21 protein-coding genes are annotated in these 25,825 nt (G+C 66.4%); 12 read left to right on the top strand and 9 right to left on the bottom strand.

The genetic code is table 11. The features are described 5' to 3' along the window. Positions 1 to 68 precede the first annotated feature (68 nt). Entirely contained in the window at positions 69 to 1,331 is a 1,263-nt protein-coding gene (locus ABE546_RS15625; protein ID WP_346464412.1) for an ectonucleotide pyrophosphatase/phosphodiesterase, read from the top strand. An 80-nt stretch (positions 1,332 to 1,411) separates the two neighbouring features. Here the strand turns inward: ABE546_RS15625 and ABE546_RS15620 are convergent, their stop codons facing one another. Then, a complete protein-coding gene (locus ABE546_RS15620; protein ID WP_019184443.1) occupies positions 1,412 to 1,594 on the bottom strand; it encodes a 30S ribosomal protein THX in 183 nt (60 codons plus the stop codon). Positions 1,595 to 1,712: 118 nt separating this feature from the next. Further along, a complete protein-coding gene (locus tag ABE546_RS15615; RefSeq protein WP_121041406.1) occupies positions 1,713 to 2,126 on the bottom strand; it encodes a MerC domain-containing protein in 414 nt (137 codons plus the stop codon). A gap of 157 nt (positions 2,127 to 2,283) precedes the next feature. On the opposite strand from ABE546_RS15615, the gene ABE546_RS15610 reads away from it, so the two are divergent. From ABE546_RS15610 to ABE546_RS15580, 7 genes are all read left to right on the top strand, one after another. After that, entirely contained in the window at positions 2,284 to 4,479 is a 2,196-nt protein-coding gene (locus ABE546_RS15610) for a TonB-dependent receptor (RefSeq protein WP_346464410.1), read from the top strand. A 114-nt stretch (positions 4,480 to 4,593) separates the two neighbouring features. After that, a complete protein-coding gene (locus tag ABE546_RS15605) occupies positions 4,594 to 5,028 on the top strand; it encodes a MarR family winged helix-turn-helix transcriptional regulator (RefSeq protein ID WP_346464408.1) in 435 nt (144 codons plus the stop codon). Beyond that, positions 5,025 to 6,266, top strand: a complete 1,242-nt coding sequence (locus tag ABE546_RS15600; protein WP_346464406.1) for an MFS transporter — start codon at positions 5,025 to 5,027, stop codon at positions 6,264 to 6,266. Before ABE546_RS15605 ends, ABE546_RS15600 begins: the two co-directional genes overlap by 4 nt. Positions 6,267 to 6,366: 100 nt before the next feature. Next, positions 6,367 to 6,933 (top strand): TetR/AcrR family transcriptional regulator, encoded by a 567-nt coding sequence (locus ABE546_RS15595; protein ID WP_313210773.1) that lies wholly within the window; start codon positions 6,367 to 6,369, stop codon positions 6,931 to 6,933. Continuing rightward, positions 6,930 to 8,615: an MFS transporter gene (locus ABE546_RS15590; RefSeq protein WP_313217681.1), complete on the top strand. Its 1,686-nt coding sequence runs from the start codon at positions 6,930 to 6,932 to the stop codon at positions 8,613 to 8,615. Before ABE546_RS15595 ends, ABE546_RS15590 begins: the two co-directional genes overlap by 4 nt. An 8-nt stretch (positions 8,616 to 8,623) precedes the next feature. Next, positions 8,624 to 9,847, top strand: a complete 1,224-nt coding sequence (locus ABE546_RS15585; protein WP_346464404.1) for an HlyD family secretion protein — start codon at positions 8,624 to 8,626, stop codon at positions 9,845 to 9,847. Continuing rightward, positions 9,844 to 11,043, top strand: a complete 1,200-nt coding sequence (locus ABE546_RS15580) for an AAA family ATPase (protein ID WP_346464402.1) — start codon at positions 9,844 to 9,846, stop codon at positions 11,041 to 11,043. Before ABE546_RS15585 ends, ABE546_RS15580 begins: the two co-directional genes overlap by 4 nt. A 1,085-nt stretch (positions 11,044 to 12,128) precedes the next feature. Here ABE546_RS15580 and ABE546_RS15575 read toward each other — a convergent pair. The 7 genes from ABE546_RS15575 to creB form a co-directional block, all read right to left on the bottom strand. Then, entirely contained in the window at positions 12,129 to 12,614 is a 486-nt protein-coding gene (locus ABE546_RS15575) for a Fur family transcriptional regulator (RefSeq protein WP_019184450.1), read from the bottom strand. A 16-nt stretch (positions 12,615 to 12,630) separates the two neighbouring features. Beyond that, positions 12,631 to 14,034, bottom strand: a complete 1,404-nt coding sequence (gene gltX / locus ABE546_RS15570) for a glutamate--tRNA ligase (RefSeq protein WP_346464400.1) — start codon at positions 14,032 to 14,034, stop codon at positions 12,631 to 12,633. A gap of 119 nt (positions 14,035 to 14,153) precedes the next feature. Beyond that, a complete protein-coding gene (locus ABE546_RS15565; RefSeq protein WP_313219159.1) occupies positions 14,154 to 15,740 on the bottom strand; it encodes a M20/M25/M40 family metallo-hydrolase in 1,587 nt (528 codons plus the stop codon). Positions 15,741 to 15,840: 100 nt separating this feature from the next. Next, positions 15,841 to 16,272: a hypothetical protein gene (locus ABE546_RS15560; RefSeq protein WP_313212851.1), complete on the bottom strand. Its 432-nt coding sequence runs from the start codon at positions 16,270 to 16,272 to the stop codon at positions 15,841 to 15,843. Between the two features lie 9 nt (positions 16,273 to 16,281). Then, complete coding sequence (gene creD / locus ABE546_RS15555; RefSeq protein WP_346464398.1) at positions 16,282 to 17,601, bottom strand: cell envelope integrity protein CreD; 1,320 nt, start codon at positions 17,599 to 17,601, stop codon at positions 16,282 to 16,284. A gap of 92 nt (positions 17,602 to 17,693) precedes the next feature. Then, positions 17,694 to 19,151, bottom strand: a complete 1,458-nt coding sequence (gene creC / locus ABE546_RS15550) for a two-component system sensor histidine kinase CreC (RefSeq protein ID WP_346464397.1) — start codon at positions 19,149 to 19,151, stop codon at positions 17,694 to 17,696. Between the two features lie 2 nt (positions 19,152 to 19,153). After that, complete coding sequence (gene creB, locus ABE546_RS15545; protein WP_346464395.1) at positions 19,154 to 19,843, bottom strand: two-component system response regulator CreB; 690 nt, start codon at positions 19,841 to 19,843, stop codon at positions 19,154 to 19,156. Positions 19,844 to 19,888: 45 nt separating this feature from the next. Here creB and rlmJ point away from each other — a divergent pair, with 45 nt between their 5' ends. The 4 genes from rlmJ (at position 19,889) to ABE546_RS15525 (ending at position 25,762) form a co-directional block, all read left to right on the top strand. Then, positions 19,889 to 20,746, top strand: coding sequence for a 23S rRNA (adenine(2030)-N(6))-methyltransferase RlmJ (gene rlmJ, locus ABE546_RS15540; protein ID WP_282263631.1), 858 nt, complete (start codon positions 19,889 to 19,891; stop codon positions 20,744 to 20,746). 126 nt (positions 20,747 to 20,872) lie between these two features. Further along, complete coding sequence (locus ABE546_RS15535; RefSeq protein WP_019184458.1) at positions 20,873 to 21,418, top strand: GNAT family N-acetyltransferase; 546 nt, start codon at positions 20,873 to 20,875, stop codon at positions 21,416 to 21,418. A gap of 180 nt (positions 21,419 to 21,598) precedes the next feature. Beyond that, on the top strand, positions 21,599 to 25,066 hold the full coding sequence (gene mfd, locus ABE546_RS15530; RefSeq protein WP_313212860.1) for a transcription-repair coupling factor: 3,468 nt from the start codon (positions 21,599 to 21,601) through the stop codon (positions 25,064 to 25,066). A 114-nt stretch (positions 25,067 to 25,180) separates the two neighbouring features. Further along, complete coding sequence (locus tag ABE546_RS15525; RefSeq protein ID WP_346464393.1) at positions 25,181 to 25,762, top strand: HD domain-containing phosphohydrolase; 582 nt, start codon at positions 25,181 to 25,183, stop codon at positions 25,760 to 25,762. Positions 25,763 to 25,825: the final 63 nt, after the last annotated feature.

Raw genomic sequence — 25,825 nt, 5'->3', positions numbered from 1 at the left:
TGCGCCGTGGGGTGGCGTATGCCATCGGTTGTCTTCGACGCGTCACCGCCACGCACTATCATGTCGTCATGATTTCCGTCCGCCTTCCACTGGCGCTTGCCGCCGCTCTCTCGCTGGCCGCCTGCGCCACCGCACCGTCTTCCCCGCCTGTCGCGTCTGCGGCGACCGTCGCCCGGAGCGTCCCGGCGCAGCAGCAGAAGCTGCTGCTGATCTCCATCGACGGCCTGCGCGCGGACATGCTCGACCGCGGCATTACCCCGAACATCAGTCGGCTCGTCCACGAGGGCGTGCGGGCGCAATGGATGACGCCCTCCTATCCCGCGCTGACGTTCCCCAACCACTACACGATCGTGACCGGCCTGCGGCCCAACCATCACGGCATCATCCACAACAGCATGCACGAGGATGCACTGGGTAGATTCCAGCTGCACGTGCGCGAATCGGTGGCCGATTCCCGCTGGTGGGGCGGTGAGCCGATCTGGGTGGGTGCGGAAAAGGCTGGCGTGCGCACGGCCGTGTGGTCCTGGCCGGGGAGTGAGGCGGCGATCCAGGGCATCCGCCCCAGCCAGATGCATGGCTACGATGAGACCGTGACCCTGCCCGATCGCGTGGATCAGGTACTGGGCTGGCTGGACCAGCACGGCCCGCAGGCGCCGCGACTGGTGACGCTGTACATGGAGCAGGTCGACAAGGCCGGCCACAATCACGGCCCGGAATCGCACGAGTACGCCGCCGCGGTGGCCCTGGCCGACGGCGCGGTCGGTCGCCTGCTGGACGGTCTGCAGGCACGTGGCCTGGCCGAGGCCACCAACGTGATCCTGATCTCCGACCACGGGATGGCCGGCGTGCCGGACGGCCAGGTGGTGGCCACCGAAGACATGATCGATCCCGCCATTGCCGAGGACATCTCGGTCGGCCAGTCGATCGGGTTCGCCCCGTTGCCAGGCAAGCAGGCGCAGGCCGAGCAGATCCTGCTGGGCGCGCATGCCCAGTACGACTGCTGGACGCGCCAGACCCTGCCGGCGCGCTGGAAGTACGGCAGCAACCCGCGCATCCCACCGATCGTCTGCCAGATGCACGAAGGCTGGGATGCGTTGACCCGCGAGCGCATCGCCAAACGCGGGCCGGGCGATCGCGGCTCCCACGGGTATGACAATGCGCTGCCGTCCATGCGCGCGGTGTTCGCGGCGCGTGGCCCGGCGTTCAAACAGGGGCAGACCCTTCCCCCGTTCGACAACGTAGATGTTTACCCGCTGCTGACCCGCCTGCTGGGGATTCCAGCGGCGCCCAACGATGGCGACGCCGAGCGACTGCTGCCTGCCCTGCGCTGAGCGCGCAGCGGTTTCGGCCGGAACGCAGGCAAAAAAAACGCGGCGCAAGCGCCGCGTTTTTCATGACCCGCCTGGCTGGATCAGCCGGCCTTGGCCACCGCTTTCTTGGCAACGGCCTTCTTGGCCGGCGCCTTCGTCACGGTCTTCTTGGCAACCGGCGCAGCTGCGCCCACGGCCGCCTTGCTCACGACGTGCGAACGCGAATTGCCGTAGCTGGCATTGAAGCGCTTGCCCTTGGCGGTCTTGCGGTCACCCTTACCCATGTCGTAACTCCTTAGTCTGAATGCTGCGAAATCTGATTACCCCGTACTGACACGGGTTCGGCGGGGCCGCCCTCTCAGGCGCCCCCGCGCACGATCGGAAAGCCTACCATGCGCGCTCTCAATGAGCACAGCTGGCGTCATGGACGTGGCCGTGGTTCAGGCGCAGATTCACCAGATGGGCCACGCCAACCAGCACGCCGCCCAGGGTCATCACCACCGCATGCGGCACCGCCGAGTGGTGCAGCGGGCCGTACAACAGGCCCGCCCACAACGCGGTCAGGCCCGGGATCAGGAAGCCCAGCGCGCGCAGCGCGCCATGCCGGCGCCAGCCCCAGACCAGGCTGAACAGGCCCAGCAGGGTGACGAAACTCACCAGCGCCAGCTCAACGCCGTCACTCATCCAGACCGACAGGCCCAGCGATGGCGCAGCGGCCAGCAGCACCGGGAGCACAGCGCAATGCACGGCGCACAGCAGCGAGCCGGTGGCACCGAAACGATCCAGCAGATGGCGAACACGAGCGAACAGGGGCATGACTTCCAGCAGGGTCGGCGAAGCGTTATGGAATAATATAACATCAATCCTGACGCGCACCCTTGCCTCCCCCTGACTTCCCTTCCCCCGTCCCGTTACGGGATTCGCGCGCCCCACCATTGATATATTGTAACAATTGACCGAAGGCCCCTGCCCTATGCGTTCCAGCTCCCTCCTGCTCAAACACCACACCCTGTCGCTGGCCCTTGCCGCCGCGATGCTGCCCTCGCTGGCCATGGCCGCCGAGGATGCCGGCAACCACAGCGACCGCCACCTGACCGAACTCTCCACCGTGAAGGTCACCGCCTCGCCGCTGCAGGGCGATGCCGAATCGCTGGCCCGCCCGGTTGATGTGCTGGCCGGTGAGCGCCTGGACGAGCAGAAGGCCGGCACCCTCGGCGACACCGTGGCCAAGCTGCCCGGCGTGCAGAGCACCTTCTTCGGCCCCGGGGTCGGCCGCCCGATCATCCGTGGGCAGGAAGGTCCGCGCGTGGCGGTGCTGTCCAACGGCATGGGCAACATGGATGCCTCCACGGTGAGCGCCGACCATGCCACCAGCATCGAGCCGTTCCTGGCCGATCAGATCGAGGTCCTGAAAGGCCCGGCGACCCTGCTGTTCGGCAGCGGCGCGATCGGCGGCGCGGTCAACGTGGTCGACGGCCGCATCGCCCGCGAACTGCCGGACCGTCCGCTCAGCGGCCGCGCAGAGCTGCGCGGCAATTCGGTCAACGACGAGCGCAGCGGCATGTTCCGCCTGGACGGTGTCAGCGGCAACGTCGTGCTGCATGTGGACGGCCTGGTCCGCAACGGCGATGACTACCGCATTCCCGGCTACGCGGTGATCGATGGCCTGGAAGATCACAGCGGCCACGACCATGAGGAAGGCGACACCGACGAACCACGCCGCGGCCGTCTGGACAACAGTTCGATCCGCACCCGCGCCGGCGGCGTCGGTGCCACCTGGCTGGGCGATGACGGCTACTTCGGTGTGTCCGCCAGCACCTACCGCACCAACTACGGCATTCCCAACGGCGCGCACGTGCATGCCGACGACGACCATGATCATGACCACGATCACGACCATGGCGATGAGGAAGAAGGTGACGAGCATGACGTCCGCATCGACATGGTGCAGAACCGCTTCGAAGCCAAGGGCGGCATCTACCAGCCGACCTCGTTCCTGAAGAACATCACCCTGCGTACCGCCTACACCGACTACGAGCACACCGAACTCGAAGCCGGCACGCCGGCCACGCGCTTCACCAACCGCGGCATCGAAGGCCGCCTGGAAGCCGTGCAGGAACAGATCGGTGGCTGGGACGGCGCGTTCGGCCTGCAGTTCGGCAACAGCGACTTCGGCGCCAAGGGCGAAGAAGCTTTCGTGCCGGATACCGCGACGAAGAACATCGGCCTGTTCGTGCTGCAGGAAAAGCAGTTCGGCGCGTTCAAGCTGGAGCTCGGCGGCCGCCATGACCAGGTCAAGCTGGACCCGACCGGTGATTACCGCGCCCGCACGTTCGACGCCACCAATCTCTCCGCCGCCGGCATCTGGACCCTCAACGACGCCGTCGACCTGCGCTTCGGCATCGACAGCTCCGAGCGCGCCCCGACCAACGAAGAGCTCTACGCCGCCGGCGCGCACATCGCCACCCGCTCGCTGGAAATCGGCGATGCGAACCTGAAGACCGAACGCGGCCAGCGCGTCGAACTGGGCATCCACACCCACAGCGACCGTGTCGACTTCTCCGCCTCCATCTACCAGACCAAGTTCAAGGACTTCATCTACCTGGCCGACACCGGCGTGGTCGAATCGCTGCCGGTCCGCCTGTGGACGCAGCAGGACGCCACCTTCAAGGGGGCTGAAGCCGAAGCGCTGTTCCATCTCTTCGAAGGCAACACTGGCGACTGGGACCTGCGCGTTTTCGGCGACTACGTCAAAGCAGAACTGGATGGCAGCGGCAGCCGCAGCGTCGACATCGCCGTCCCGCACGGTGATCACAACCACAACTACACCGTGGATCTGGCCAACACCGGCTACCTCCCGCGCATCGCCCCGGGCCGTGTCGGCGCGGACCTGCGCTGGGCCAAGGATGGCTGGCGCGCCTCGGTCGGTGCCGTGCGCTACAGCAGCCAGAAGGACGTCGCCCAGAATGAAGAGCCGAGCAACGGCTACACCCTGGTCGATGCCCACTTCGCCTACCGCTGGGACCGTACCGACAGCAACAGCTACGAAGTCTTCCTGGACGGCAGCAACCTGACCAACCGCGAGGTCCGTCCGCACACCTCCCTGCTGCGCGACTACTCCCCGCTGCCGGGCCGCGGCGTGGCATTCGGGATCCGCGCTTACTTCTGATCGATTCACTGGGTGGTTGCTTGACCCGAGGGGGCCGAAAGGCCCCCTTTTTTGGTGCTTGACCAACTACGTGCATATGCACGTATCATCCAGCACCCACCCCGGCGCACGCCCATGGACCCGCTGACCCAGAGCCCCTGTACCTGCTTCCGCCTGCGCCGCGCCGCACGCCGGCTCTCGCAGATCTATGACGCCCACCTCGCCCCCGCCGGGCTCAGCCTCAACGCGTACTCCATCCTGCGTCGCGCCCCCACACCGCGCCAGCTGGGCGACCTGGCCGAGGCGCTTGGCATGGACCGCACCACGCTCACCCGCAACCTCAAGCCCCTGCTCAGCGCCGGCTGGCTCGAACAACGCCGCGGTGATGACGCCCGGCAACGCCTGATCGTCATCACCGCTGCCGGCAAGGCCTGCCTGCGCCGCGCGCGTCCCCTGTGGCAACAGGCGCAACACGACGTGGAAACCATCTTCGGGCCCACCCCGACCGCCCGGCTCAACGCCCTGCTCGACCAACTCGACCACGCCCTGCCCACCGGAGCCGACGCATGAGCACGTCAACCCCTGCGACCCGCGCACCCTCCATGCATTGGGGCCTGCTGGTTGCGGCCTCCGCCATCCTCATGGTCACCATGGGCGTGCGCCAGACTTCCGGCCTCTACGTCGACCCCATCCACCGCGGCACCGGCGTCAGCATCGTCGAAATCAGCTTTGCACTGGCCATCGGCCAGTTCGTCTGGGGCGCGGTGCAACCCGTGTTCGGGGCCGTCGCCGACCAGCGCGGCGCATTGCCTGTGCTCATCTTCGGTGCCCTGCTGCTGGCGGCCGGGCTGCTGCTGGCACCGCTGCTGACCAGCCCGCTGGGCATGACCTTCACCCTCGGCCTGCTGATGGCCGCCGGCGCCGGCGCCGGTAGCTTCTCGGTCCTGATCGGCGCCACCGCCCATCGCCTGCCAGCGGAAAAGCGGTCGTTCGCCGCCGGCCTCATCAATGCCGGCGGCTCGCTGGGCCAGTTCGTGTTCGCGCCGCTGGTCCAATGGATCATCGGCACCGCCGGCTGGGCGCGGTCCATGATCACCATGGCGGTGATCACCCTGCTCTCGGTGCCCTTGGCCTGGCCGCTGCGACGTCGCGCGGGCGACCATGCGCCCACCGCCGGCGCCACCGATGATGGTGGGCTGCGCGCGCAGTTGCGCGTCGCGGTGCGCGATCGCAGCTACTGGTATCTCCATCTGGGCTTCTTCACCTGTGGTCTGCACATCGCCTTCCTGGTCACCCATCTCCCCGGCGAGATCGCGCTGTGTGGCCTCTCGCCCACCGTCGCCTCATCCTCCATCGCGCTGATCGGGCTGTTCAACGTCGCCGGCAGCCTGATCGTCGGCGCCCTCGGCCAGCGCTACCGCATGAAGTACCTGCTGTTCTGGATGTACGCCAGCCGCGCCGTGATGATCGGGGTCTACCTCGTTGCGCCGCCCACCCCACTCACCTTCTACGTCTTCTCCGCCGCGCTCGGCTTCACCTGGTTGGCGACCGTTCCGCCCACCGCCGGCCTGGTCGGCAAGCTGTTCGGCCCGCGCTACCTCGGCACCCTGTTCGGCCTGACCCTGCTCTCGCACCAGTTGGGCGGTTTCTTTGGTGCATGGCTCGGCGGCCTGGCGCTGGCGCACACCGGCAACTACCTGTGGATGTGGTACGCCGACATGGGCCTAGCCGTGCTCGCCGCGTTGATCAATCTACCCATCCGCGAAGCCCGCATGGGCGGCTGTCACGGCGTGCCCGCGCCGCGCTGAGCTCACCCGCCCTCGACATTGCCCAGCGCGCGCCAACCCGCGCGTGCCAAAACCGACGCCCCCCCTTCCGCGCCGGACAGTTGTGTCCGATGATGCGCGCATGCCTACCCAACGTGCCGACGCGGCCGCCCGCCGTGCCCAGATCCTCGACGCTGCCGATGCCGTGTTCGGCCAGCACGGCGTGACCGCCCCGTTGGACCTGGTGGTCGAGCGTGCCCAGGTCGGCCGGGCCACGCTGTACCGCAACTTCCCTGACCGTGCCGCCCTGGTGGAGGCGCTGCTGCAGCGCACCGTCAACCGCATCGCGCGCCAGGTGCAGACCCTCGGCGACCGCGACGATGCACTGTTCGAAGTGCTGGAAGGGATGGCGAACCGGATCGTCCAATCGCCGGCATTATCGGACTACTGGCGCGCGGTGGATCCGGATCAGATCCCGATCCGGGCCGCGCGCGAAACGATCTTCGAACTGTTGCGCGAACCGATTGCCCGTGCGGTGGCCGCAGGTCTGTGCCGCCCCGATCTGGAAACGACGGACATTTCACTCATCTCAGGCATGCTGGGAGCCGCGCTGCGTGGCAAGACGCGTGACGAACGCGCCCGGCTGGCCACACGCGCCCTGCAATTGCTGCGTGGCGGATTGCGGGGGCCTGCCGACGGGGAGGGATGATGCCGCAGTACCTCAAGCCGGTTCCGGACTGGGAGGAGCACGAAAAACCGACCCTGCCGGGCTCGGCTTCGATGCCGTGGCATCCGCCGCACCGCCGCCTCGCCTATGCGCTGGTGGCGCTGCTGGTCGGGATCACCGGCGGCCTGGGCAATGCGCTGGTCAGTGCCAACCTGCCGTTCCTGCAGGGCCAGCTCGGGCTCACCCCGGCGCAGGGCAGCTGGCTGGTGGCCGCGTATGCCATGGTCAACGTCACCGCCAACCTGCTCGCCTTCAAGTTCCGCCAGCAATACGGCATCCGCCTGTTCGCCGAGATCGGGCTGGGCCTGTATGCCGCGCTGGCGGTACTGCATCTGTTCGTCGGCACCTTCGAAACCACCGTGCTGATGCGCGCGGCCAGCGGCTTCGCCGGTGCGGCCTGCAGCACCTTGGGCACGCTGTACATGCTGCAATCGCTGCCGCGCAAATACACCGGCAATCTGCTGGTGATCGGCGTGGGCATCTCACAGCTTGCGGTGCCGATCGCGTGGCTGGTCTCGCCGGGCCTGGTGGACACCGGGCAGTGGCACAACCTGTATCTGTTCGAGGCCGGGCTGGCACTGTGCGCGTTCGCCGCCGTGGTGGTGCTCAAGCTCCCGCCGGGGGCACAGATCAAGGCGTTTGAACCGCTCGACTTCCTCACCTTCGCGCTGCTCGCTCCCGCCGTCGGCCTGCTGGTGGTCGTGCTGGCGCAGGGCTACACCCGCTGGTGGCTGGATACGCCGTGGCTGGGCTGGGCACTGGTCGCCTCGATCGCGCTGTCCACCACCGCCTTCATCATCGAGCACTACCGCCGCAACCCGCTGCTGCAGACGCGCTGGCTGGCCAGCCTGCCGGTGATGCACTTCATCATCGGTGCGTTCCTGATCCGCTTCCTGACCACCGAGCAGTCCTATGGCGTGGTCGGCCTGATGCGCACGCTCGGCATGGGCCCGGACCAGATGCGCCCGTTGTTCGCGGTGATCCTGGCCGGCGTGATCACCGGCATGGCCGCCAGCTCGCTCACCTTCGGCCCGAAGCGACTCATTCCGCAGTTGTTGATGGCCATCCTGCTGCTGGGCAGCGCGGCCCTGCTCGACCAGAGCCGTACCAGCCTGGATCGCCCGCACGACTTCTTCGCCAGCCAGTTCCTGGCGTCCGTCGGCGCCGGCATGTTCATGGGGCCGCTGATCATGCTTGGCATCACCCAGGCGTTGAAGCAGGGCGTGGACCACATGATCACCTTCCTGGTCACGCTCTCCATCACCCAGACCCTGGGTGGCCTGGCCGGCTCGGCCGTGCTGGGCACCTACCAGCTGCACCGCGAGCAGGTGTATTCCGGTGCGCTGGTCAGCCAACTGGATCCGGCCGACAACGTGGTTGCCCAGCGCTTGAAACAGCAACAGCAGCTCTACGCCAGGCTGATCACCGACCCGGTGCAGCGCAGCGCGCAGGGCACCGCGCAACTGGCGCAGATCACCCGCCGCGAAGCCAACGTGCGCGCGTTCAATGACGTGTTCGCGCTCAGCGGCCGCGTCGCGCTGGTCTTCCTTGGCTGGTTGCTGCTGCTGGCGGTGCGCACCGCCGTGCTCAAGCAATGGCGCAAACGCCACGCGCCGACACCGCCCCTTTCCGCGCCGACGCCTGGCAGCGTCGCGCCCCGATGAGCCCGCCCATGTCGACCCAACCCCCGCACGACGATACCGCCCCGGAGAACGTCAACCCACCGCCGCCGACCGATGCTGCGCCCGCCCCTGCCCCGCCACCCGCGGCGGCCCCCTCGGGCGTGCCCAAGTACCTCAAGCCGAGCCTGCGTGCTGTGATCATCATGATCGTGATCGCCCTGATCGGCATCGCGCTGATCCTGCGCGCCTGGTCGCTGTGGCCGTTCGAGACGTCCCGGGTGACCACCGACAACGCCTACGTGCGCGGCCAGATCACCGTGCTCGCGCCGCAGGTCAACGGCCATGTGACCGAGGTGCTGGTCAAGGACTTCCAGCACGTCAAACAAGGCGAGCCGCTGCTGCGCATCGACGACCGCATCTACCGCGAGAAAGTCGTCCAGGCCGAAGCCGATCTGGACAGCGCCAAGGCCGCGCTGGCCAACTCCGATCAATCCCAGGCACAGAACCGCGCGCAGATCCAGGCCGCGCAGGCCAACCTGTCTGCCGGCCAGGCCGAGCTCTCGCGCTCGCGTACCGAACTCAAGCGCTACGAAGAACTCGCCGACCAGCAACTGGTCGCCCTCAACGACCGTGACAAGTTCCGCACCACCACGCAATCGGCGCAGGCCAGCGTGCTGCAGTCGCAGGCCCAGATCCGCATCGCCGAGGAAACCCTGACCTCCACCCAGGTTGCCCGCAAAGGCCTGGAAGCCCGCGTCGAGACGGCCCAGGCCCAGCTGGAACTGGCGAAGATCGATCTCGCCAACACGGTGATCCAGGCGCCGCGCGACGGTCAGGTCAGCGAAGCCTCGGTGCGCCTGGGCCAATATGTCACCGCCGGCTCGCAGCTGCTGTTCCTGGTGCCCGATGCCTTGTGGGTGGTCGCCAATTTCAAGGAAGGCCAGACCTGGAAGATGCGCATCGGCCAACCGGCCACCTTCTCCGTGGATGCCTTCGATGGCCAGAAGCTGCACGGCCACATCGAACAGATCGCCCCGGCCACCGGCTCGGAGTTCAGTGTCCTGCGTCCGGACAACGCCAGCGGCAACTTCACCAAGGTCGTCCAGCGCCTGCCGATCCGCATTTCCATCGACCCCGATCAGCCGCTGGCACCGCGTCTGCGCCCCGGCATGTCGGTGATCGTCAGGGTGGATACCGCCGAATCGGCGACGCAGATCGACGACTCTCGGAACGCTGATATCATGCCGCCAGCCTCCAATGGAACACGCAGATGAACCCTCCTCCCTTCATTACTCGGGTGGTGCTTCGCAACTATCGGAGCATTGGACAGTGCGATGTCAACCTTGGTTCGCTGGTGTATCTCGTCGGCGCAAACGGCGCGGGCAAAAGCAACTTTTTGGACGCACTCCATTTAGTTAAAGATGCCCTGACTACGTCTCTTGATCAAGCCTTAAACCTCAGAGGCGGTTTATCCGAAGTCCGCCGCCGGTCCGCTGGCCACCCAACTCACTTTAGCATTCGCCTTGAGTTTTCAATTGACGGGAAGAATGGGCATTACGCATTTAAGGTCGGAGCACTGAAGAACCGAGGCTTCGAGGTTCAAACTGAAGAGCTCAGCTTCGGCGGGCAGGGCAAGGGCCCCTTTTACCGAATTGAAAGCGGAAGGGTTAAAGCGAGCAGCGAGGCAGTCATTCCATCACTTACAAGCGACCGCCTTGCTTTAGTAGCCCTGTCAGGCATCAGCTCGTTCAGGCCGGTTTTCGACGCACTCACATGCATGGGCTTCTACAACCTCAATCCAAAGTTGATGAGAGATCTTCAGCAACCCCAAGAGGGGCGGCTCCTTAAACCCGTGGGTGAGAACATCGCGAGTGTAATTGGACACCTGCAGAATGTTAGTCCCGAATCGATCGAAACAATCGAAGAATACTTGCGCACCGTTGTACCTACCGTCCATGGCGTCAACCGCCTTCAAGTTGGACCAATGGAGACTTTGCAGTTCAGGCAAGAAGTACCTGGAGTGAAAGACCCTTGGCGGTTCACTGCGCAAAACATGTCTGATGGAACATTGAGAGCCCTTGGCGTGCTTACGGCGCTTTTCCAGAGCAACCGAGACTTCGCGCCCACTTTCATCGGAATAGAGGAGCCGGAGACTGCACTTCACCCCGGGGCGAGTGCTGCACTGCGAGAAGCCTTGCACCGAGCATCGGTCACTACACAGGTCATCATTACCAGTCACAGCCCAGATCTTCTTGACGACATATCCATTGAAGACACACAGATTCTCGCTGTTGTATCAGAAGCAGGTGAGACCAAAATCGGCGCCATCGATGAAGCCTCGCGACGCGCTATTCGCGAGGGCCTGTTCTCGGCGGGCGAGCTACTAAAGCTTGGACAACTAAATCCGGACAAGGCAGATTTGGAAAGCCAGTCCAAGCAGATCAAGATGTTTGACGGAGTATCGAATTGAGCTGCGTTTCTTGCATCGTTGAGGGGGACGGGGAGGTCGCAGCACTTCCTATCCTGCTTCGCAGGATGGCGGCTTGGCGTAGTCCATACAACTACGTAGATATCCCACAGCCAATTCGAGTCAAGCGCGATAGATTTTTGAATAAGGAGACCGAATTCAGCCGTCATCTTCAATTGGCTGGAATGAAGTGTGGAGATGACGGCTGGGTATTGATCTTGCTGGACGCTGACGACGACTGCCCTGCAGAGCTTGCCCCTAGAATTCTGGCAAGGGCAGCCGCAGTTCTCCCTCATCGCTCTATATCGGTTGTTTTGGCAAACCGCGAGTTTGAGGCTTGGTACATCCGAGCCGCCAGCTCGCTTCATGGGGTAAGGGGTTTAGAAATTTCCGATCGCGACCTGACCTGTGACCCAGAGGCGCCCAGGGATGCGAAAGGATGGCTCCGGCTGAGGATGCGATCGGGAACGTATGGCGAAACGACAGACCAGCCTGCATTTGCCGCACGCGTCGATCTCGAGCTAGCGAAGAGAAGGTGCAGGTCCTTTCAGAAGCTCTGCAAAGAGTGGGACAACCAATTCAGCGTCGCGCATCAGCCAAACGCAGGGCAAAGCGATCCCGCTTAGTGCACTCTCTCGCCTGCGAACACCGACACTCCCCGCTCCGACGAATCCTCCCTCAACGTTTTACCGCCTCCCACATGAATTCCGGCTTCATGTGTGATCCTGCAACTCCGCCGTGGCAACAGCTTTCGTGAGACTGGTCCGATCGTACCGATACCGAGTCGTGATGCGTCTGCGGTGGAGTTCAACGCACTAGCACCGCAAGCCGAAGCCCTTCCTCGACCCCAGTCCGAAACCGTCGGGAAGCGAGTCGGGCAGCTTGGAGCGGGACCGTTGGAGCGGCATGGATGCCGCTCACGAGCCCCCAGGGATGGGTTTACGGCGCGTCCCGTTCCAGGCTGCCCGGCTCGCTTACGCAGAGGGAAACAGAGGGGCTGCTTCACATCTGCTCTCGCGCAGAAACGAAAAAGCCGCGCAGATGCGCGGCTTTTCAACATCAACAGCGTACCGACCAACGGTCGGTACCTACCCCGCACAGCGCGCGCACAGGCCATGCACTTCCAGCGTCTGCGCCTGCGGCTGGAAACCGAGCTCCTTCGCCCGTTTCTCCAGCTGGCTGACAATCTCCTTGTCCTCCAGCTCCACCGCACTGTGGCAACTGTTGCAGATCAGGAACGGCACCGAATGCTGCGCACTGCTCGGATGGTGGCACGCCACGAACGCATTCACCGATTCCAGCTTGTGCACGAAGCCATTGGCCATCAGGAAATCCAGCGCGCGGTACACCGTCGGCGGGGCGTCGGCACCGACGCCCTTGCCGTTGCGCACCCACTCCAGCAATTCGTACGCCTTCACCGGCTTGCCGGCCTCGGCAATCAGGCGCAGCACGTTCGCGCGGATCGGCGTCAGCCGCAGCCCGCGTTCCGAGCACACGCGCTCGACCACCTTCACAAAGTCGGAGGCGTCGTGAACGTGATGGTGCGGAGCGGTACAAGCGGTTTTTGCGGACATGCGCGGTCTCCTGTGGTCAGGCCGTCGGTACTTTAGTGAGTGCGACCTCGATGCGTTTCAAGGCCTCTTCACGCCCGGCCAGGAACACCGTCTGTGAAATGTCCGGGCTGACCTGGGTGCCGGTGATGGCCACGCGCAGCGGCTGGGCCACCTTGCCCATGCCGATCTCAAGCGCCGTCGCCACGTCATGCAGTGCCGCCGAAACGCTCTCCACCGTCCACTCCCCGGCCGCGCCCAACAGCTCGCGGGCCTTGCCCAGCGCCAGTTCGGCGCCCGGCTTGAAGTGCTTGGCCACCGCGGCCTCGTCGTATTCGGTCAGCGGCTGATACCAGACCACCGCCTTCTCGGCCATTTCCTTCAGCGTCTGCACACGGTCGCGCAGTGCCACCACCACGTCGGCCGGCGCCGGACCGGCGTTCAGGTCCAGGCCCAGCTTGTTCAGCTGGTAGACCAGGTGCGGAGCGATGTCGGCCGGCTGTTCGGTCTTCAGGAAGTGCTGGTTGACCCAGCCCAGCTTGGCCATGTCCAGGCGCGCGGCCTTGGAATTGCAGTTGGTCACATCGAACAGATCGATCAGTTCCTGGCGGCTGAACAGCTCCTGGTCGCCATGCGACCAGCCCAGGCGGGCCAGGTAGCTGAGCAGTGCGTCCGGCAGGTAGCCAGCGTCCTTGTACTGCATCACGTCGGCCGCACCGGTGCGCTTGGACAGCTTCGCGCCCTGCTCGTCCAGGATCATCGGCATATGGCCGAACTTCGGCACGGGGGCGCCGATGCCCTCGTACAGATTGATCTGGCGCGGGGTGTTGTTGATGTGGTCGTCGCCGCGGATGACCTCGCTGATGCGCATGTCCCAATCGTCCACCACCACCGCGAAGTTGTAGGTGGGGAAACCATCCGGACGGAAGATCACCATGTCATCGAGTTCGCTGTTGGCGATCTCGATGCGGCCCTTGATCAGGTCGTCGAACACCACCGTGCCCTCGAGCGGATTCTTGAAGCGGATCACGCGGTTCGGGTCGTCCTTGTACGGCAGGCCCAGCTCACGCGCGGCGCCGTTGTAACGCGGCTTTTCCTGCTTGGCCATGGCGGCCTCGCGCATCGCGTCCAGCTCTTCCCTGGTCTCGTAGGCGTAGTAGGCCTTGCCATCGGCGACCAGCTGCTCGGCCACTTCCAGATAGCGGGCCACGCGCTGGGTCTGGTAGATCGGGCCTTCGTCATAGCCCAGGCCCAGCCACTCCATCGCCTCCAGGATCGCGTCGATCGCGCCCTGGGTGCTGCGCTCGCGGTCGGTGTCTTCGATGCGCAGCACGAATTCGCCGCCACGGTGACGGGCCTCCAGCCAGCAGTACAGCGCCGTGCGGGCGCCACCAATGTGCAGGTAGCCGGTGGGACTGGGGGCAAAACGGGTGCGGCAGGTCATGGAGGGCTCAGGGCGGGAAACGGAATCCCGGCAATTTTACCCCGCCCCGGCCGCAAACCGGGCACTCCTTGCGCGGCATGGCGTGGGCGGCCATTTCCCGGCGGCCCACGCGGCAGCCTTCAGGGCGTCAGCAACGGCTTGCGCGGCAGCTTTTCATCGCGCATCGCCGCGTTGTAGACGAACGAGGCCACGATGGCGGCGGCCTGCTTCAGGTCCTCCGGCTCGGCGTGGTCCCAGGTGTCCAGGTTGCTGTGGTGGACGTTGGTGAAGTAGTCCAGGCGGTCCTGAATGAACTGGAACCCGGGCAGGCCAACGCGATCGAACGCGATGTGGTCGGTGCTGCCGGTGTTGCGGGTGGCCACGGTGGTCGCGCCCACGTCATGGAACGGGGCCAGCCACGCTTCGAAGATCGGCACCGCGGCCAGGTTCTCCTGCGCGTAGATGCCGCGGAAGCGGCCCGAGCCGTTGTCCATGTTGAAGTACGCCGAGAACTTGTCGTAATCGCGCTGGCGCTGCAGGGCGCCGGTGGGTTCGCGCATCGAGGCCGGTAGCTTGAGCTGCGCCGGGTCGGTCGGCTCGGGGTAGCGCGCGAAGTGCTTGGACACGTAGTCCTGGGAGCCGATCAGGCCCTGCTCTTCGCCACTCCACAGCGCCACGCGGATCGTGCGCTTGGGCTTGGCGCCAACCGCCTTGAGGATGCGCATGGCTTCCATCATCACCGCCACGCCGGCAGCGTTGTCGGCTGCACCGGTGCCGGTGTGCCAGGAATCCATGTGCGCGCCGAGCATCACGATCTCATCGGCCTTGCCGCTGCCGCGGATCTCGGCCAGCGTGTTGTAGCCCGGCTGGTCCTGCGTATCGGTGAAACGGGCCTCGACATTCACGCGCAGCTTGACCGCCTGCTTCTGGTCGACCGCCCGCACCAGCTGGTTGTAGTGCTCGGCCATCATCGCCAGCTCGGGCACGCCGACCGGTTCGCCCGCCTTGCGTGAGCCACCGCCGCCGACGCGGATGATGCCGTTGTCCCAGCCGCTGATGCTGATCGTGGCCAGCACGCCCTGCTCGGCGAAGAAGACGTTGGTGGCACGGGTCAGTTCCTGCTTCTCCAGGAACTCCTTGGCCTTCTTGGCACGGTCGGCCTTGGCATCGGCGACGTCCTTGGGCACCGCGAACACCTGCAGCTCGGCCAGGCCGGCGTCATCGTGGCGGTGCGAATCGGACTTGGTGGCCCGTTCGTAGTCGCGTGCATCATTGAGCAGCAGGATCTTGCCGGCGATCTTGCCCTTGTACTGATCCAGATCGGCGAGCTTCTTGATCTCGACCTTGATCACCTCGCCCTCGACCGGGCCGTTGGTGCCCGGGGTCCAGGCCTTCGGCAGCGCATACAGCGGCGCCACGCGCGGGCTCAGCAGTTCCACGCTGGCGTTGCTGAACTCCCAGCCGCGGCCGAACGCATCGAAGGCCTCGTCATGGACGTTGACCAGGCCCCACTCGTTGAACTTGCTGCGGGTCCAGGTATTGGCCTCGCCCATCGCGGGCGAATTGGTCAGGCGCGGGCCGATCTGCTCGGTCAGATGGCTGAAGGTCGCCATCACCTGCGACCGGTGGAAGGCTTCCTGGCGGATGCGGCTGACCATGTCCAGGTCCACCGTTTCCTTCGTCTGTGCATCGGCGACGCCACTCAATGCCAATGCCACGCTCAACATGCCCCACTTGAACACGATTACCCCCGCCTCTCGGCCAGACCACGAACAATCCCCGAGTCTATCGGGCGTGGTCCCGGTGCCCCCGGGCCAAGAGTCATGGTCACGCCATCCAGCCGTACCAGAGCTGGCCACGGGCAGGCAGTACCAGCAACCAGCGGCTGCGGTCTTCCGAGGCGCTGGCGTAGACCGCCGCATGCACCGGCCAGTCCGCGGGCAACCCGCGGATGCCGACCTCACGCAACGCCTGTGCACCCTCACGCCACGGCCGATAGTCGCCACACCAGTGCGGCAGCGGCAGGCGTCCGCGCGCCTGCCGTGCCTGTTCCAGAAAGCGTAGCCCGTGCACGGTGATCGCCTCGCAGGTGGCCGGGGCCAAGCCGAAACGCAGCAGCCCCGGCGCTGCCGGCGTACCGGGCAGCGCCCTCAGCGGTGACGGCCATCCCGAGGCCTCGCCCTCCAGCAGCGAAGCCACCTCCAGCCGGGCGGGCAGCGCCCGGCGCACTCGTTCCTGCAGACAGCGGCGCAAGCTCATGTCCGTTCCTCAGCTCAGGCGTGCGCCGAGTTCGTACCAATCGACCCGGCGGGTCACCCACATCACCGCGGCCAGCACGCCGAACAGCAGCAGCGAGCCCATCAGCAGCGCGTTGTTCTCCGAGATCAGCAGCCCGTACAGCGCGCCATACAGGGCACTGAGCATCAGCGCGAAGCCCAGGCCGCGTTTCCAGCTCTTCAATACGCCGGACAGATACACGGTCTGGATGCCGATACAGGCGAGCGCCGAGAGTGCATAGGCCTGCCAGAACGCGATGTGCTCGGAGAGGCTGAGCAGCAGCAGGAAGAAGATCGCCAGCGCCAGGCCGACCATCAGGTACTGCAGCGGGTGGATGCGCAGCTGCTTGATCAGCTCGAACAGGATGAAGCCGACGAAGGTGAGCAGGATGAAGAGGATGCCGTACTTGCTGGCGCGGTCGGCCTGGGTATAGACATCGACCGGATTGACCAGCTCCACGCTTACCGCCTCGGCGTCGATGTCCGGGCGGTTGCGCAGCTGGTGCTGGGCACGCGAGGCCAGCGAGGACACCGCCCACTGGGCGTCGAAGCCCTGCGCGTCGACCTTACGCTCGTTGGGCAGGAAGCTGCCACCGAACAGCGGGTGCGGCCAGGGCGAGCGCAGCGCGATGCGGCTGTCATCGCCCACCGGCACCACCGACAGCGACCGGGTGCCATCCAGCACCAGCTCCAGCTCGACCTTGCTGCCCTTGAGCACGCCACCCCGTTCATCCGCCAGGCCCGGCAAGCCGACATGCAGGCCCGTGCCGATGCCACTGACGCCGCCGGCATCGGGCAACAGCGTCACGGCGTTGCCATCCACGCGCACGTTCGGCGAACCGACCAGGCCACGCACGTCGGCGATGCCCACGGTCAGGAAAGGCGTGCCATACACGCGGCCGGCTTTCACCGGGTAGTCGTCATCGGCGAACGCGGCGCTGATCGTGGCCTTCCAGCTATAGACCGGGACGCGGAACAGGCCGACGCGGCGCTCGTCCGGCTGCATCACGCCGTCCACCGTGAGCGTGGCCGGCATCTGCAGCCACTGGCCCTGCTCGACCTGCTTTTCCTTCTTTTTGGTGCCGGCCGCATCCACGACCTCGACTTCGCGGGTTTCGGTCCACGGCACCACCCGGATCGGTCCGGTCAGAATCTGCGCGCCGGCGCGGCTCTGCGCGACGCGTTGGTACGCCTCGTCGCGGTAGGCCTCACGCTCGCGGATCACCCCCTTGATCAGGCTCAGCGGAATCAGCAGCAACAGGATCAGCCCGCCGACAATGGCGAACCGCAACAGCATCTTCAGGGATTTCATGACCCGTCCTCGGTTGGGAGGGGGCCAGCTTCCCGCGCGCCGGTGTGCGGGGTTTGTGCCGAGTTTGAAGTCTGTGTGAAGTGCAGCGGCGGTCAGCGCCGCGGCGGGACCGAAGGCAGCCGCGACGGCAGCCACAACACCGCCTGCGCGCCGCCGTCATCGCGGTTGCGCAGGCTGACACGGCCGCCGTGCAGGCGGGCCACTTCCTGCACGAACGACAGGCCGAGGCCGGAGCTGCGCTGGCCGGTGCCCGGGCGCGCCAGGGAATAGAAGCGCTCGAACACGCGGTCGAGCGCGTACTCGGGCACGCCACTGCCGCGGTCGGCCACGGTCAGCGCGATGCCCTCGCCTTCTGCACGCGCACCGAGCGTGATGCTGCTGCCGGCGGGTGAGAACGCCACGGCATTCTCCAGCAGATTGTTGAGCGCCTGGCGCAGCAGATAGCCGTCGCCCTGCACGCTCTCGGCCAGCGACTCCACATGGAGTGCTACGCCCGCCGCCTGCGCACGCACCGCCACCGCATCGGTCGCGGCCTGCAGCAAGGGTGCCAAGGCAAGCCGCTCGTGCTTGTGCAGCCAGCCGTACTGTTCCACCTCGGCCAACGCCAGCAGCTTGTCGATGGTTTCGGTGAGCCGCTGCGCCTGGCCTTCAATGCTGCGTGCAAAATGCGCACGGTCGGCATCCGGCAACGGCTCCTGCAACAGTTCGGCGGCACCGCGGATCGCGGCCAGCGGGCTCTTCATTTCATGCGTCAGCGATTGAACGTACTGCTCGACGTAGGCCTTGCCTTCCAGCTTGCGACGCATGGTTTCCAGCGCCTGGCCCAGATCGCCGATCTCGTCGCGGCGCGGCTTCGGCGGCGGCACCGGCTCACCGGCGCTGACCGCCTTGGCGTAGCGATTGAGCCGGCTCACGCCGTGCATCAGCCACGCGGTCATCAGCAGGCCGATCAGCGCCGAGAGACCGATCAGCCAGGCACCGCGCTTCATGATGGCGCGCTGGCTGGCGGCGATGAACGGATCGATGCTGCGGTTGGGTTGGGCCAGGCTGAGCACACCGATCAAGCGGCGCCCATCGGCCGGATCGAAGATCGGCGCGGCCACGTGCATCACCGAGTGGGTATCGTCGCCCGGGGTTTCCGGGCTGGAACGCGCGCCGTATTCGCCACGCAGGGTGCGATAGACATCGTTCCAGCGCGAGTTGTCGCGCCCCACATCGCGCCCGGTCGAGTCGTACACCACGATGCCCTTGGCATCGGTGATGGTGACCTGGTAATCCAGCGTGCGCTTGGGAAAACGCCACACCATCGCCTTCGGGTCACGCCGCTGCGCACGCGCCAGATCGGCGACAAAGCGGCCGTCGCGGATGTGCCCGGCCTTGAGATCGGCGGCGGCCATTTCAGCCAGCACGTTGGCCGCATCGACCAACGTCGACTCCATCGCCTGGCGCACGCCAGGCTTCACTTCGTTGACGAAAATACGCATCACGAAGAACGCGGCGATACCCACGATCAGGAAGAAGCCCAGGAACAGTTTCAGGCCCAGCCGCATGCCTACACCTCCAGTGCGTAGCCCAGGCCACGGTGGGTGCGGATCGGGTCGGTCTCGGCACCGGCGGCACGCAGCTTGGCACGCAGGGTTTTGACGTGGGTATCGACGGTGCGGTCGGCGCTGTCGGCGTCGCTGTCCCAGCCGCGGTCCATCAGCTGGGCGCGGCTGAGGATCGCGCCGGGGCGCTGCAGCAGGGCCGCCATCAGCGCGTACTCGTAGCGGGTCAGGTCCAGCGGCTGGTCACCGAAACGGATCCGGCTGCCCTCGCGATCAATCGAGAAGCGCCCAAGCTGCTGCCAGCCGGTGGTGTCGGCCGGGGCTGCGGACCGGCGCAGGCGCGCGCGCACCCGCGCCACCAGCTCGCGCGGCGAGAAGGGCTTGGCCATATAGTCATCCGCCCCCAGCTCCAGGCCGAGCACCCGGTCGAACTCGTCATTGCGGGCGGTCAGGAAGATCACCGGCACCTCGCTGAAGGTGCGCAACGTGCGGCAGACCTCGAAACCGCTCATGTCCGGCAGGCCGACATCCAGCACCACCACATCGAAGCCGTGCTGGCGCAGCCGGGCCAGCGCCTCCCCGCCGAGCAGGCAATGCTGGGCGCCGTAGCCTTCACTGCGCAGTGCATACAGAACGGTATCGGCGATGGCGGTTTCGTCCTCGACCACCAGGACGTTGTGCAGGGGGTGGCTCATGCGCGCAGCATAGCCGCTGGGCCCGCCGCCCCGTACACTGCGCCGATGAATTACCGCCACGCCTTCCATGCCGGCAACCATGCCGATGTGCTCAAGCACATCGTGCAGCTTGCCCTGCTCGACACCTTCAAGCGCAAGGACAGCCCGTTCTTCGTGCTGGACACCCACGGCGGCGCAGGCCGCTACCTGCTGGCCAGCGAGGAAAGCCGCAAGACGCTGGAGGCCGAAGACGGCGTGATGCGCCTGATGGCCCAGCCGCAGCTGCCCGCGGTGGTGGAGCGCTATCTCAAGGCAGTCCAGGCCGACAACCCGGTCGGGGCGATGATCAGCTATCCCGGCTCGCCCCTGCTGACCGCCCAGACCCTGCGCGAGCAGGACCGCATGGCCGTCTGTGAAGTGCAGGATGCCGAAGCCACCGCGCTGAAGGCACTGTTCGCCCATGACAGCCGGGTGGCCGTGTATCACGCCGATGGCTATGCCCAGAACAAGAAGCTGCTGCCGCCCAAGGCCAACGGCGTGAAGATCGGCCGGGGGCTGGTCCTGATCGACCCGCCCTACGAGGGGCAGGACGCCGAGTACCAGGCCATCCTGGCCTCGGTGACCGAGATCCTGGGCCGTTGGCCGCAGGCCAGCTTTGCGATCTGGTTCCCGATCAAGCAGCGCCGGACCATCCTGCATTTCCTGCGCAAGGCCTGTGCGCTGCCGGTGAAATCGGTGCTGACCGCCGAGCTTCTGATCCGCCCGGACGACTCCCCGCTGCGGCTCAATGGCAGCGGCATGCTGCTGCTCAACCCGCCGTGGCAGTTCGACCAGGTCCTGGCCCCGGCCATGCCGGCGCTCAAGCAGCACCTGGGCGAGGCCGGCGCCTCGACCCGCCTGCAGTGGCTCAAGCAGGCCGAATGACCCCCTGAATCCAGGCCGGAACCCCGGCCTGGCCGGCGCCTCCCGTCCGGCGCGGCGTGAGTGATCCGTTCACGGAACGCTGCCCCCGGGATGCGAGAATCCGAAGACCACCAAGGAATCACCGGTATGGCTACCCGTAACCGCATGCCGCCCTGGCACGAGATTTTCAAGGCCCCCAGTGGCCACGAGCTGCTGATCCGCCCCATCCGGCCCGAAGACGGCCCGCCGCTGCATGCCGCTTTCAGTCTGTTCGGTCCCGAAGAGATCCGCGACCGCTTCCTGCAGTCGGTAACCGAACTGTCGCCGGAAACGACGCAGCGCCTGACCCATCCCAATCCCAAGAGCGAAATCACCCTGGTCGCGGCCGAGTCGCTGCCCGCCGGTGAAGCCGTGGTGGGTGCGGTCGCGCGTGCCTCGATCATCCCCGGCACCCGCGAGGCCGAGTACGCCATCCTGGTCAGCCGCTTCCTGGTCGGCCAGGGCCTGGGCAGGCAGTTGATGCGCAAGCTGGTCAAGTGGGCGCGCGGCAAGTACCTGGATCGTCTGTACGGTGATGTTGCCGAAGAGAACGAGCCGATGAAGCAGCTGGCCGCCTCGCTGGGCTTCCAGCCGATCCCGCACCCGAACGGTACGCCGGGCCTGGTGCGCATGGTGCTGGAACTCGACAGCTGACGCGGGGGCGTCTTTCCGCGCCCTCATCGGCAGAGCCGGCCGCTGGCCGGCTGCCCGCACATCACGCATCGCCTGGAGCCGGCCAACGGCCGGCACTACCGGTAACGTGGATCGGCCGTACGCTTGCCTGCCGCCGGATGACACGGCCGCCACGCTGCGGTCTGCTAAAATCGACGGTTCATGTCACGCACCTCCTATCCCGTTCCGCCGCTGCCACGTCCTGGACAGCTCCGCGCCTGGTGGCGCGCCCCCGCTTCGGCCACGGCGCTGGCGTGGTACATCGCCCGCGCGGCGCAGTCGCACGACGGGCCGTTGCTGGTGGTCGCGCGCGACAACCATGGCGCGAACCAGATCGAAGCCGATCTGCACACCCTGCTCGGCACTGCCGGCGACGTGCCGATCGTGGCCTTCCCGGATTGGGAAACCCTGCCCTACGACGCCTTCAGCCCGCACCCGGACATCATTTCCCAGCGCCTGGCTGCGCTGCACGCCCTGCCTGCGCTCAAGCGCGGCATCGTGGTGGTGCCGGTGCAGACGCTGCTGCAGCAGTTGGCACCGCTCAAGTACGTCATCGGCGGCAGCTTCGACCTGACAGTCGGCCAGCGCCTGGATCTGGACGCGGAAAAGCGCCGCCTGGAATCGGCCGGCTACCGCAACGTGCCGCAGGTGATGGACCCGGGTGATTTCGCCGTGCGTGGCGGCCTGCTCGATGTCTACCCGATGGGGGCCGAGGCGCCGCTGCGGGTGGAACTGCTCGATGAAGACATCGATTCGATCCGCGCCTTCGATCCGGAGTCGCAGCGCTCGCTGGACAAGGTCGAGGCGGTGCACATGCTGCCCGGCCGTGAAGTACCGCTGGATGATCTCAGCGTCTCGCGGGTGCTCAACACGCTGCGCGAGCGCTTCGATGTGGATACCCGGCGCAGCGCGCTGTACCAGGATCTCAAGGCCGGTATCGCGCCGGCCGGCATCGAGTACTACCTGCCGCTGTTCTTCGACAAGACCGCAACCTTGCTCGATTACCTGCAGCCCAACGTGCTGCCGGTGCTGGCGCCGAACGTGTTCGATGCTGCGGCCGCCTTCTGGGCGCAGACGCAGAACCGCTACGAGCAGCGCCGCCACGATGTCGAGCGCCCGCTGCTGGCGCCGGAAGAGCTGTATGCCAGCCCCGAGCAACTGCGCGCCACGCTCAACGGCCTGGCCCGCGTCGAAGTCTGGCCGCTGGATCACGACCGCATCGGCGATGCACAGCCGCTGGGCGACCAGCCCCTGCCGCCGCTGCCGGTGGCCGCACGCGATGCCCCGGCTGCCGAGGCACTGAAATCCTTCATCGGTCATTATCCGGGCCGGGTGTTGATCGCCGCCGATTCCGCCGGCCGCCGCGAAGCCCTGCTGGAAGTGCTGCTCGCCGCCGAGCTGAAGCCGCCGGTGGTCGCCGATCTGCCCGGCTTCCTGGCCGACGACAGCGTGCGCTTCGGCATCACCGTGGCGCCGCTGGAAGACGGTTTCGCGCTGGAAAGCCCGCCGATCGCGGTGCTGACCGAACGTCAGCTGTTTCCCGAACGCGCCGGCCAGCAGCGCCGCAGCCGCCGGGCCGGGCGCGAGCCCGAAGCGATCATCCGCGACCTCGGCGAGCTCAGCGAAGGCTCGCCGATCGTGCATGAAGACCACGGTGTCGGCCGCTACCGCGGCCTGATCGTGCTCGATGCCGGTGGCATGCCCGGCGAGTTCCTGGAAATCGAGTACGCCAAGGGCGACCGCCTGTATGTGCCGGTCGCCCAGCTGCACCTGATCAGCCGCTATTCCGGTGCCTCGCCGGAAACCGCGCCGCTGCATTCGCTCGGTGGCGAGCAGTGGACCAAGGCCAAGCGCAAGGCCGCCGAAAAGGTCCGCGACGTCGCCGCCGAACTGCTGGAAATCCAGGCGCGTCGGCGTGCCCGTGCCGGCCTGGCGCTGCACGTGGACCGCGCGATGTACGAGCCGTTCGCGGCCGGCTTCCCGTTCGAGGAAACACCGGATCAGCTGGCCGCGATCGACGCGACGCTGCGCGATCTGGCCAGCAGCCAGCCGATGGACCGCGTGGTCTGCGGCGACGTCGGCTTCGGCAAGACCGAGGTCGCGGTGCGCGCCGCGTTCGCCGCTGCCAGTGCCGGCAAGCAGGTCGCGGTGCTGGTGCCGACCACCCTGCTGGCCGAACAGCACTACCGCAACTTCCGCGATCGGTTCGCCGATTGGCCGCTCAAGGTGGAGGTGCTGTCGCGCTTCAAATCCACCAAAGAGATCAAGGCCGAACTGGAGAAGGTCGCCGCCGGCACCATCGACGTCATCATCGGTACCCATCGCCTGCTGCAGCCGGACGTGAAGTTCAAGGACCTCGGTCTGGTCGTGGTGGATGAAGAGCAGCGCTTCGGTGTGCGCCAGAAGGAAGCGCTCAAAGCGATGCGCGCCAACGTGCATCTGCTGACGCTGACCGCCACGCCGATTCCCCGCACGCTCAACATGGCCATGGCCGGGCTGCGGGATCTGTCGATCATCGCCACCCCGCCGCCGAACCGGCTGGCGGTCAAGACGTTCATCACCGCCTGGGACAACGCGCTGCTGCGCGAAGCCTTCCAGCGCGAACTGGCCCGTGGTGGCCAGCTGTACTTCCTGCACAACGACGTGGAGAGCATCGGCCGCATGCAGCGCGAGCTGGCCGAGCTGGTGCCCGAAGCACGCATCGGCATCGCCCATGGGCAGATGCCCGAGCGCGAGCTGGAGCGGGTGATGCTGGACTTCCAGAAGCAGCGCTTCAACGTGCTGCTGTCGACCACGATCATCGAATCGGGCATCGACATTCCCAACGCCAATACCATCATCATCAACCGCGCCGACCGCTTCGGCCTGGCCCAGCTGCACCAGCTGCGTGGCCGCGTGGGTCGCTCGCACCACCGGGCGTACGCCTATCTGGTGGTGCCGGACAAGCGCGCGATGACGCCCGATGCCGAGAAGCGTCTGGAGGCGATCGCCTCGATGGACGAACTCGGTGCCGGCTTCACCCTGGCCACCCACGATCTGGAAATCCGCGGTGCCGGCGAGCTGCTCGGCGAGGACCAGAGCGGCCAGATGGCCGAGGTCGGCTTCAGCCTGTACACCGAGCTGCTGGAACGCGCGGTGCGCAGCATCCGCCTAGGCAAGCTGCCGGATCTGGATGCGGGCGAAGAAGCGCGCGGTGCCGAGGTCGAACTGCATGTGCCGGCCTTGATCCCGGATGACTACCTACCCGACGTGCATACCCGCCTGACCCTGTACAAGCGGATCAGCTCAGCGCGTGACAGTGCTGAGCTGCGCGAACTGCAGGTGGAGATGATCGACCGCTTCGGCCTGCTGCCGGACCCGGCCAAGCATCTGTTCGCGATCGCCGAACTCAAGCTGCAGGCCAACGTACTGGGCATCCGCAAGCTGGAACTGGGCGAGAACGGCGGCCGCATCGTGTTCAATCCCAAGCCGGAGATCGACCCGATGGCGGTGATCCAGCTGATCCAGAAGCAGCCCAAGCTGTACACGATGGACGGGCCGGACAAGCTGCGCATCAAGCACCCGTTGCCGCTGCCGGAAGACCGCTTCAGCGCCGCCAAGGCCCTGTTGCTGACCCTCTCCCCGCGCTGATTTCACGCCTGGCGTCGGTCGCCAGGCGCTATCGTTCACTGGGCAGGCGCCACGTGGCGGCCTGCCCGACCCCGGCACTGACGGCCGGCCATCCGACCCCACGTGACCGCCCCCATGTTCGACGACGCCCCTTCGCAGGTCTGCTCCATCGACGCGCTATCGATATCGTTGCAGATGCGCGACCAGTACACCCGTTTCCACTGCGACCGGGTCGGCCTGCTCGGCGATCAGCTGGGCCGCCTGTGCGATCTGGACGACACGCAGCGTGCGCATCTGGCACTGGCCGCCCGCTTCCATGACATCGGCAAGATCGGCATTCCGGACAACGTGCTGCTGTATCCCGCGCGCCTGGATGACGCACAGCGCGCGATCATGCGCACCCACCCCGAACGTGGTGAGCGCATCTTCGCCACCACCGGGCGCAGTGACGCCGCCGAGGTGGCGCGGTTGATCCGCAGCCATCACGAGGCGTTCGATGGCAGTGGTTACCCGGATGGCCTGAAAGGCAGCGACATTCCCCTGGGCGCACGCGTGCTGACCATCGTCGATGGCTACGACGCCATGACCACCACCCGCCCGTACCGCGGCCCGATGCCGCATGCCAAGGCGATGGGCATCCTCGCCGAGCAGCAGGGGGGGCTGGTCGACCCGGAGGTGTTCGGCCTGTTCACCCGGATGATGGCCGCCACTACCTAGTCTCGGCCTGGGTTTGCCGCGAGCGTGCTGGAAAAGAAAAACCCGGCTTTCGCCGGGTTTTTC

Source organism: Stenotrophomonas sp. TWI377, assembly GCF_039674525.1.
GTDB lineage: Bacteria > Pseudomonadota > Gammaproteobacteria > Xanthomonadales > Xanthomonadaceae > Stenotrophomonas.
The sequence above is the reverse complement of the archived record's forward strand: the minus strand, read 5'-3'. Positions and strand labels throughout refer to the sequence as shown.

Bases quoted from the DNA above. Each gene is read 5' to 3' on its own strand.
- ABE546_RS15625 (WP_346464412.1), top strand. From the start codon at position 69: ATGATTTCCGTCCGCCTTCCACTGGCGCTTGCCGCCGCTCTCTCGCTG.
- ABE546_RS15620 (WP_019184443.1), bottom strand. From the start codon at position 1,594: ATGGGTAAGGGTGACCGCAAGACCGCCAAGGGCAAGCGCTTCAATGCC.
- ABE546_RS15615 (WP_121041406.1), bottom strand. From the start codon at position 2,126: ATGCCCCTGTTCGCTCGTGTTCGCCATCTGCTGGATCGTTTCGGTGCC.
- ABE546_RS15610 (WP_346464410.1), top strand. From the start codon at position 2,284: ATGCGTTCCAGCTCCCTCCTGCTCAAACACCACACCCTGTCGCTGGCC.
- ABE546_RS15605 (WP_346464408.1), top strand. From the start codon at position 4,594: ATGGACCCGCTGACCCAGAGCCCCTGTACCTGCTTCCGCCTGCGCCGC.
- ABE546_RS15600 (WP_346464406.1), top strand. From the start codon at position 5,025: ATGAGCACGTCAACCCCTGCGACCCGCGCACCCTCCATGCATTGGGGC.
- ABE546_RS15595 (WP_313210773.1), top strand. From the start codon at position 6,367: ATGCCTACCCAACGTGCCGACGCGGCCGCCCGCCGTGCCCAGATCCTC.
- ABE546_RS15590 (WP_313217681.1), top strand. From the start codon at position 6,930: ATGATGCCGCAGTACCTCAAGCCGGTTCCGGACTGGGAGGAGCACGAA.
- ABE546_RS15585 (WP_346464404.1), top strand. From the start codon at position 8,624: ATGTCGACCCAACCCCCGCACGACGATACCGCCCCGGAGAACGTCAAC.
- ABE546_RS15580 (WP_346464402.1), top strand. From the start codon at position 9,844: ATGAACCCTCCTCCCTTCATTACTCGGGTGGTGCTTCGCAACTATCGG.
- ABE546_RS15575 (WP_019184450.1), bottom strand. From the start codon at position 12,614: ATGTCCGCAAAAACCGCTTGTACCGCTCCGCACCATCACGTTCACGAC.
- gltX (WP_346464400.1), bottom strand. From the start codon at position 14,034: ATGACCTGCCGCACCCGTTTTGCCCCCAGTCCCACCGGCTACCTGCAC.
- ABE546_RS15565 (WP_313219159.1), bottom strand. From the start codon at position 15,740: ATGTTGAGCGTGGCATTGGCATTGAGTGGCGTCGCCGATGCACAGACG.
- ABE546_RS15560 (WP_313212851.1), bottom strand. From the start codon at position 16,272: ATGAGCTTGCGCCGCTGTCTGCAGGAACGAGTGCGCCGGGCGCTGCCC.
- creD (WP_346464398.1), bottom strand. From the start codon at position 17,601: ATGAAATCCCTGAAGATGCTGTTGCGGTTCGCCATTGTCGGCGGGCTG.
- creC (WP_346464397.1), bottom strand. From the start codon at position 19,151: ATGCGGCTGGGCCTGAAACTGTTCCTGGGCTTCTTCCTGATCGTGGGT.
- creB (WP_346464395.1), bottom strand. From the start codon at position 19,843: ATGAGCCACCCCCTGCACAACGTCCTGGTGGTCGAGGACGAAACCGCC.
- rlmJ (WP_282263631.1), top strand. From the start codon at position 19,889: ATGAATTACCGCCACGCCTTCCATGCCGGCAACCATGCCGATGTGCTC.
- ABE546_RS15535 (WP_019184458.1), top strand. From the start codon at position 20,873: ATGGCTACCCGTAACCGCATGCCGCCCTGGCACGAGATTTTCAAGGCC.
- mfd (WP_313212860.1), top strand. From the start codon at position 21,599: ATGTCACGCACCTCCTATCCCGTTCCGCCGCTGCCACGTCCTGGACAG.
- ABE546_RS15525 (WP_346464393.1), top strand. From the start codon at position 25,181: ATGTTCGACGACGCCCCTTCGCAGGTCTGCTCCATCGACGCGCTATCG.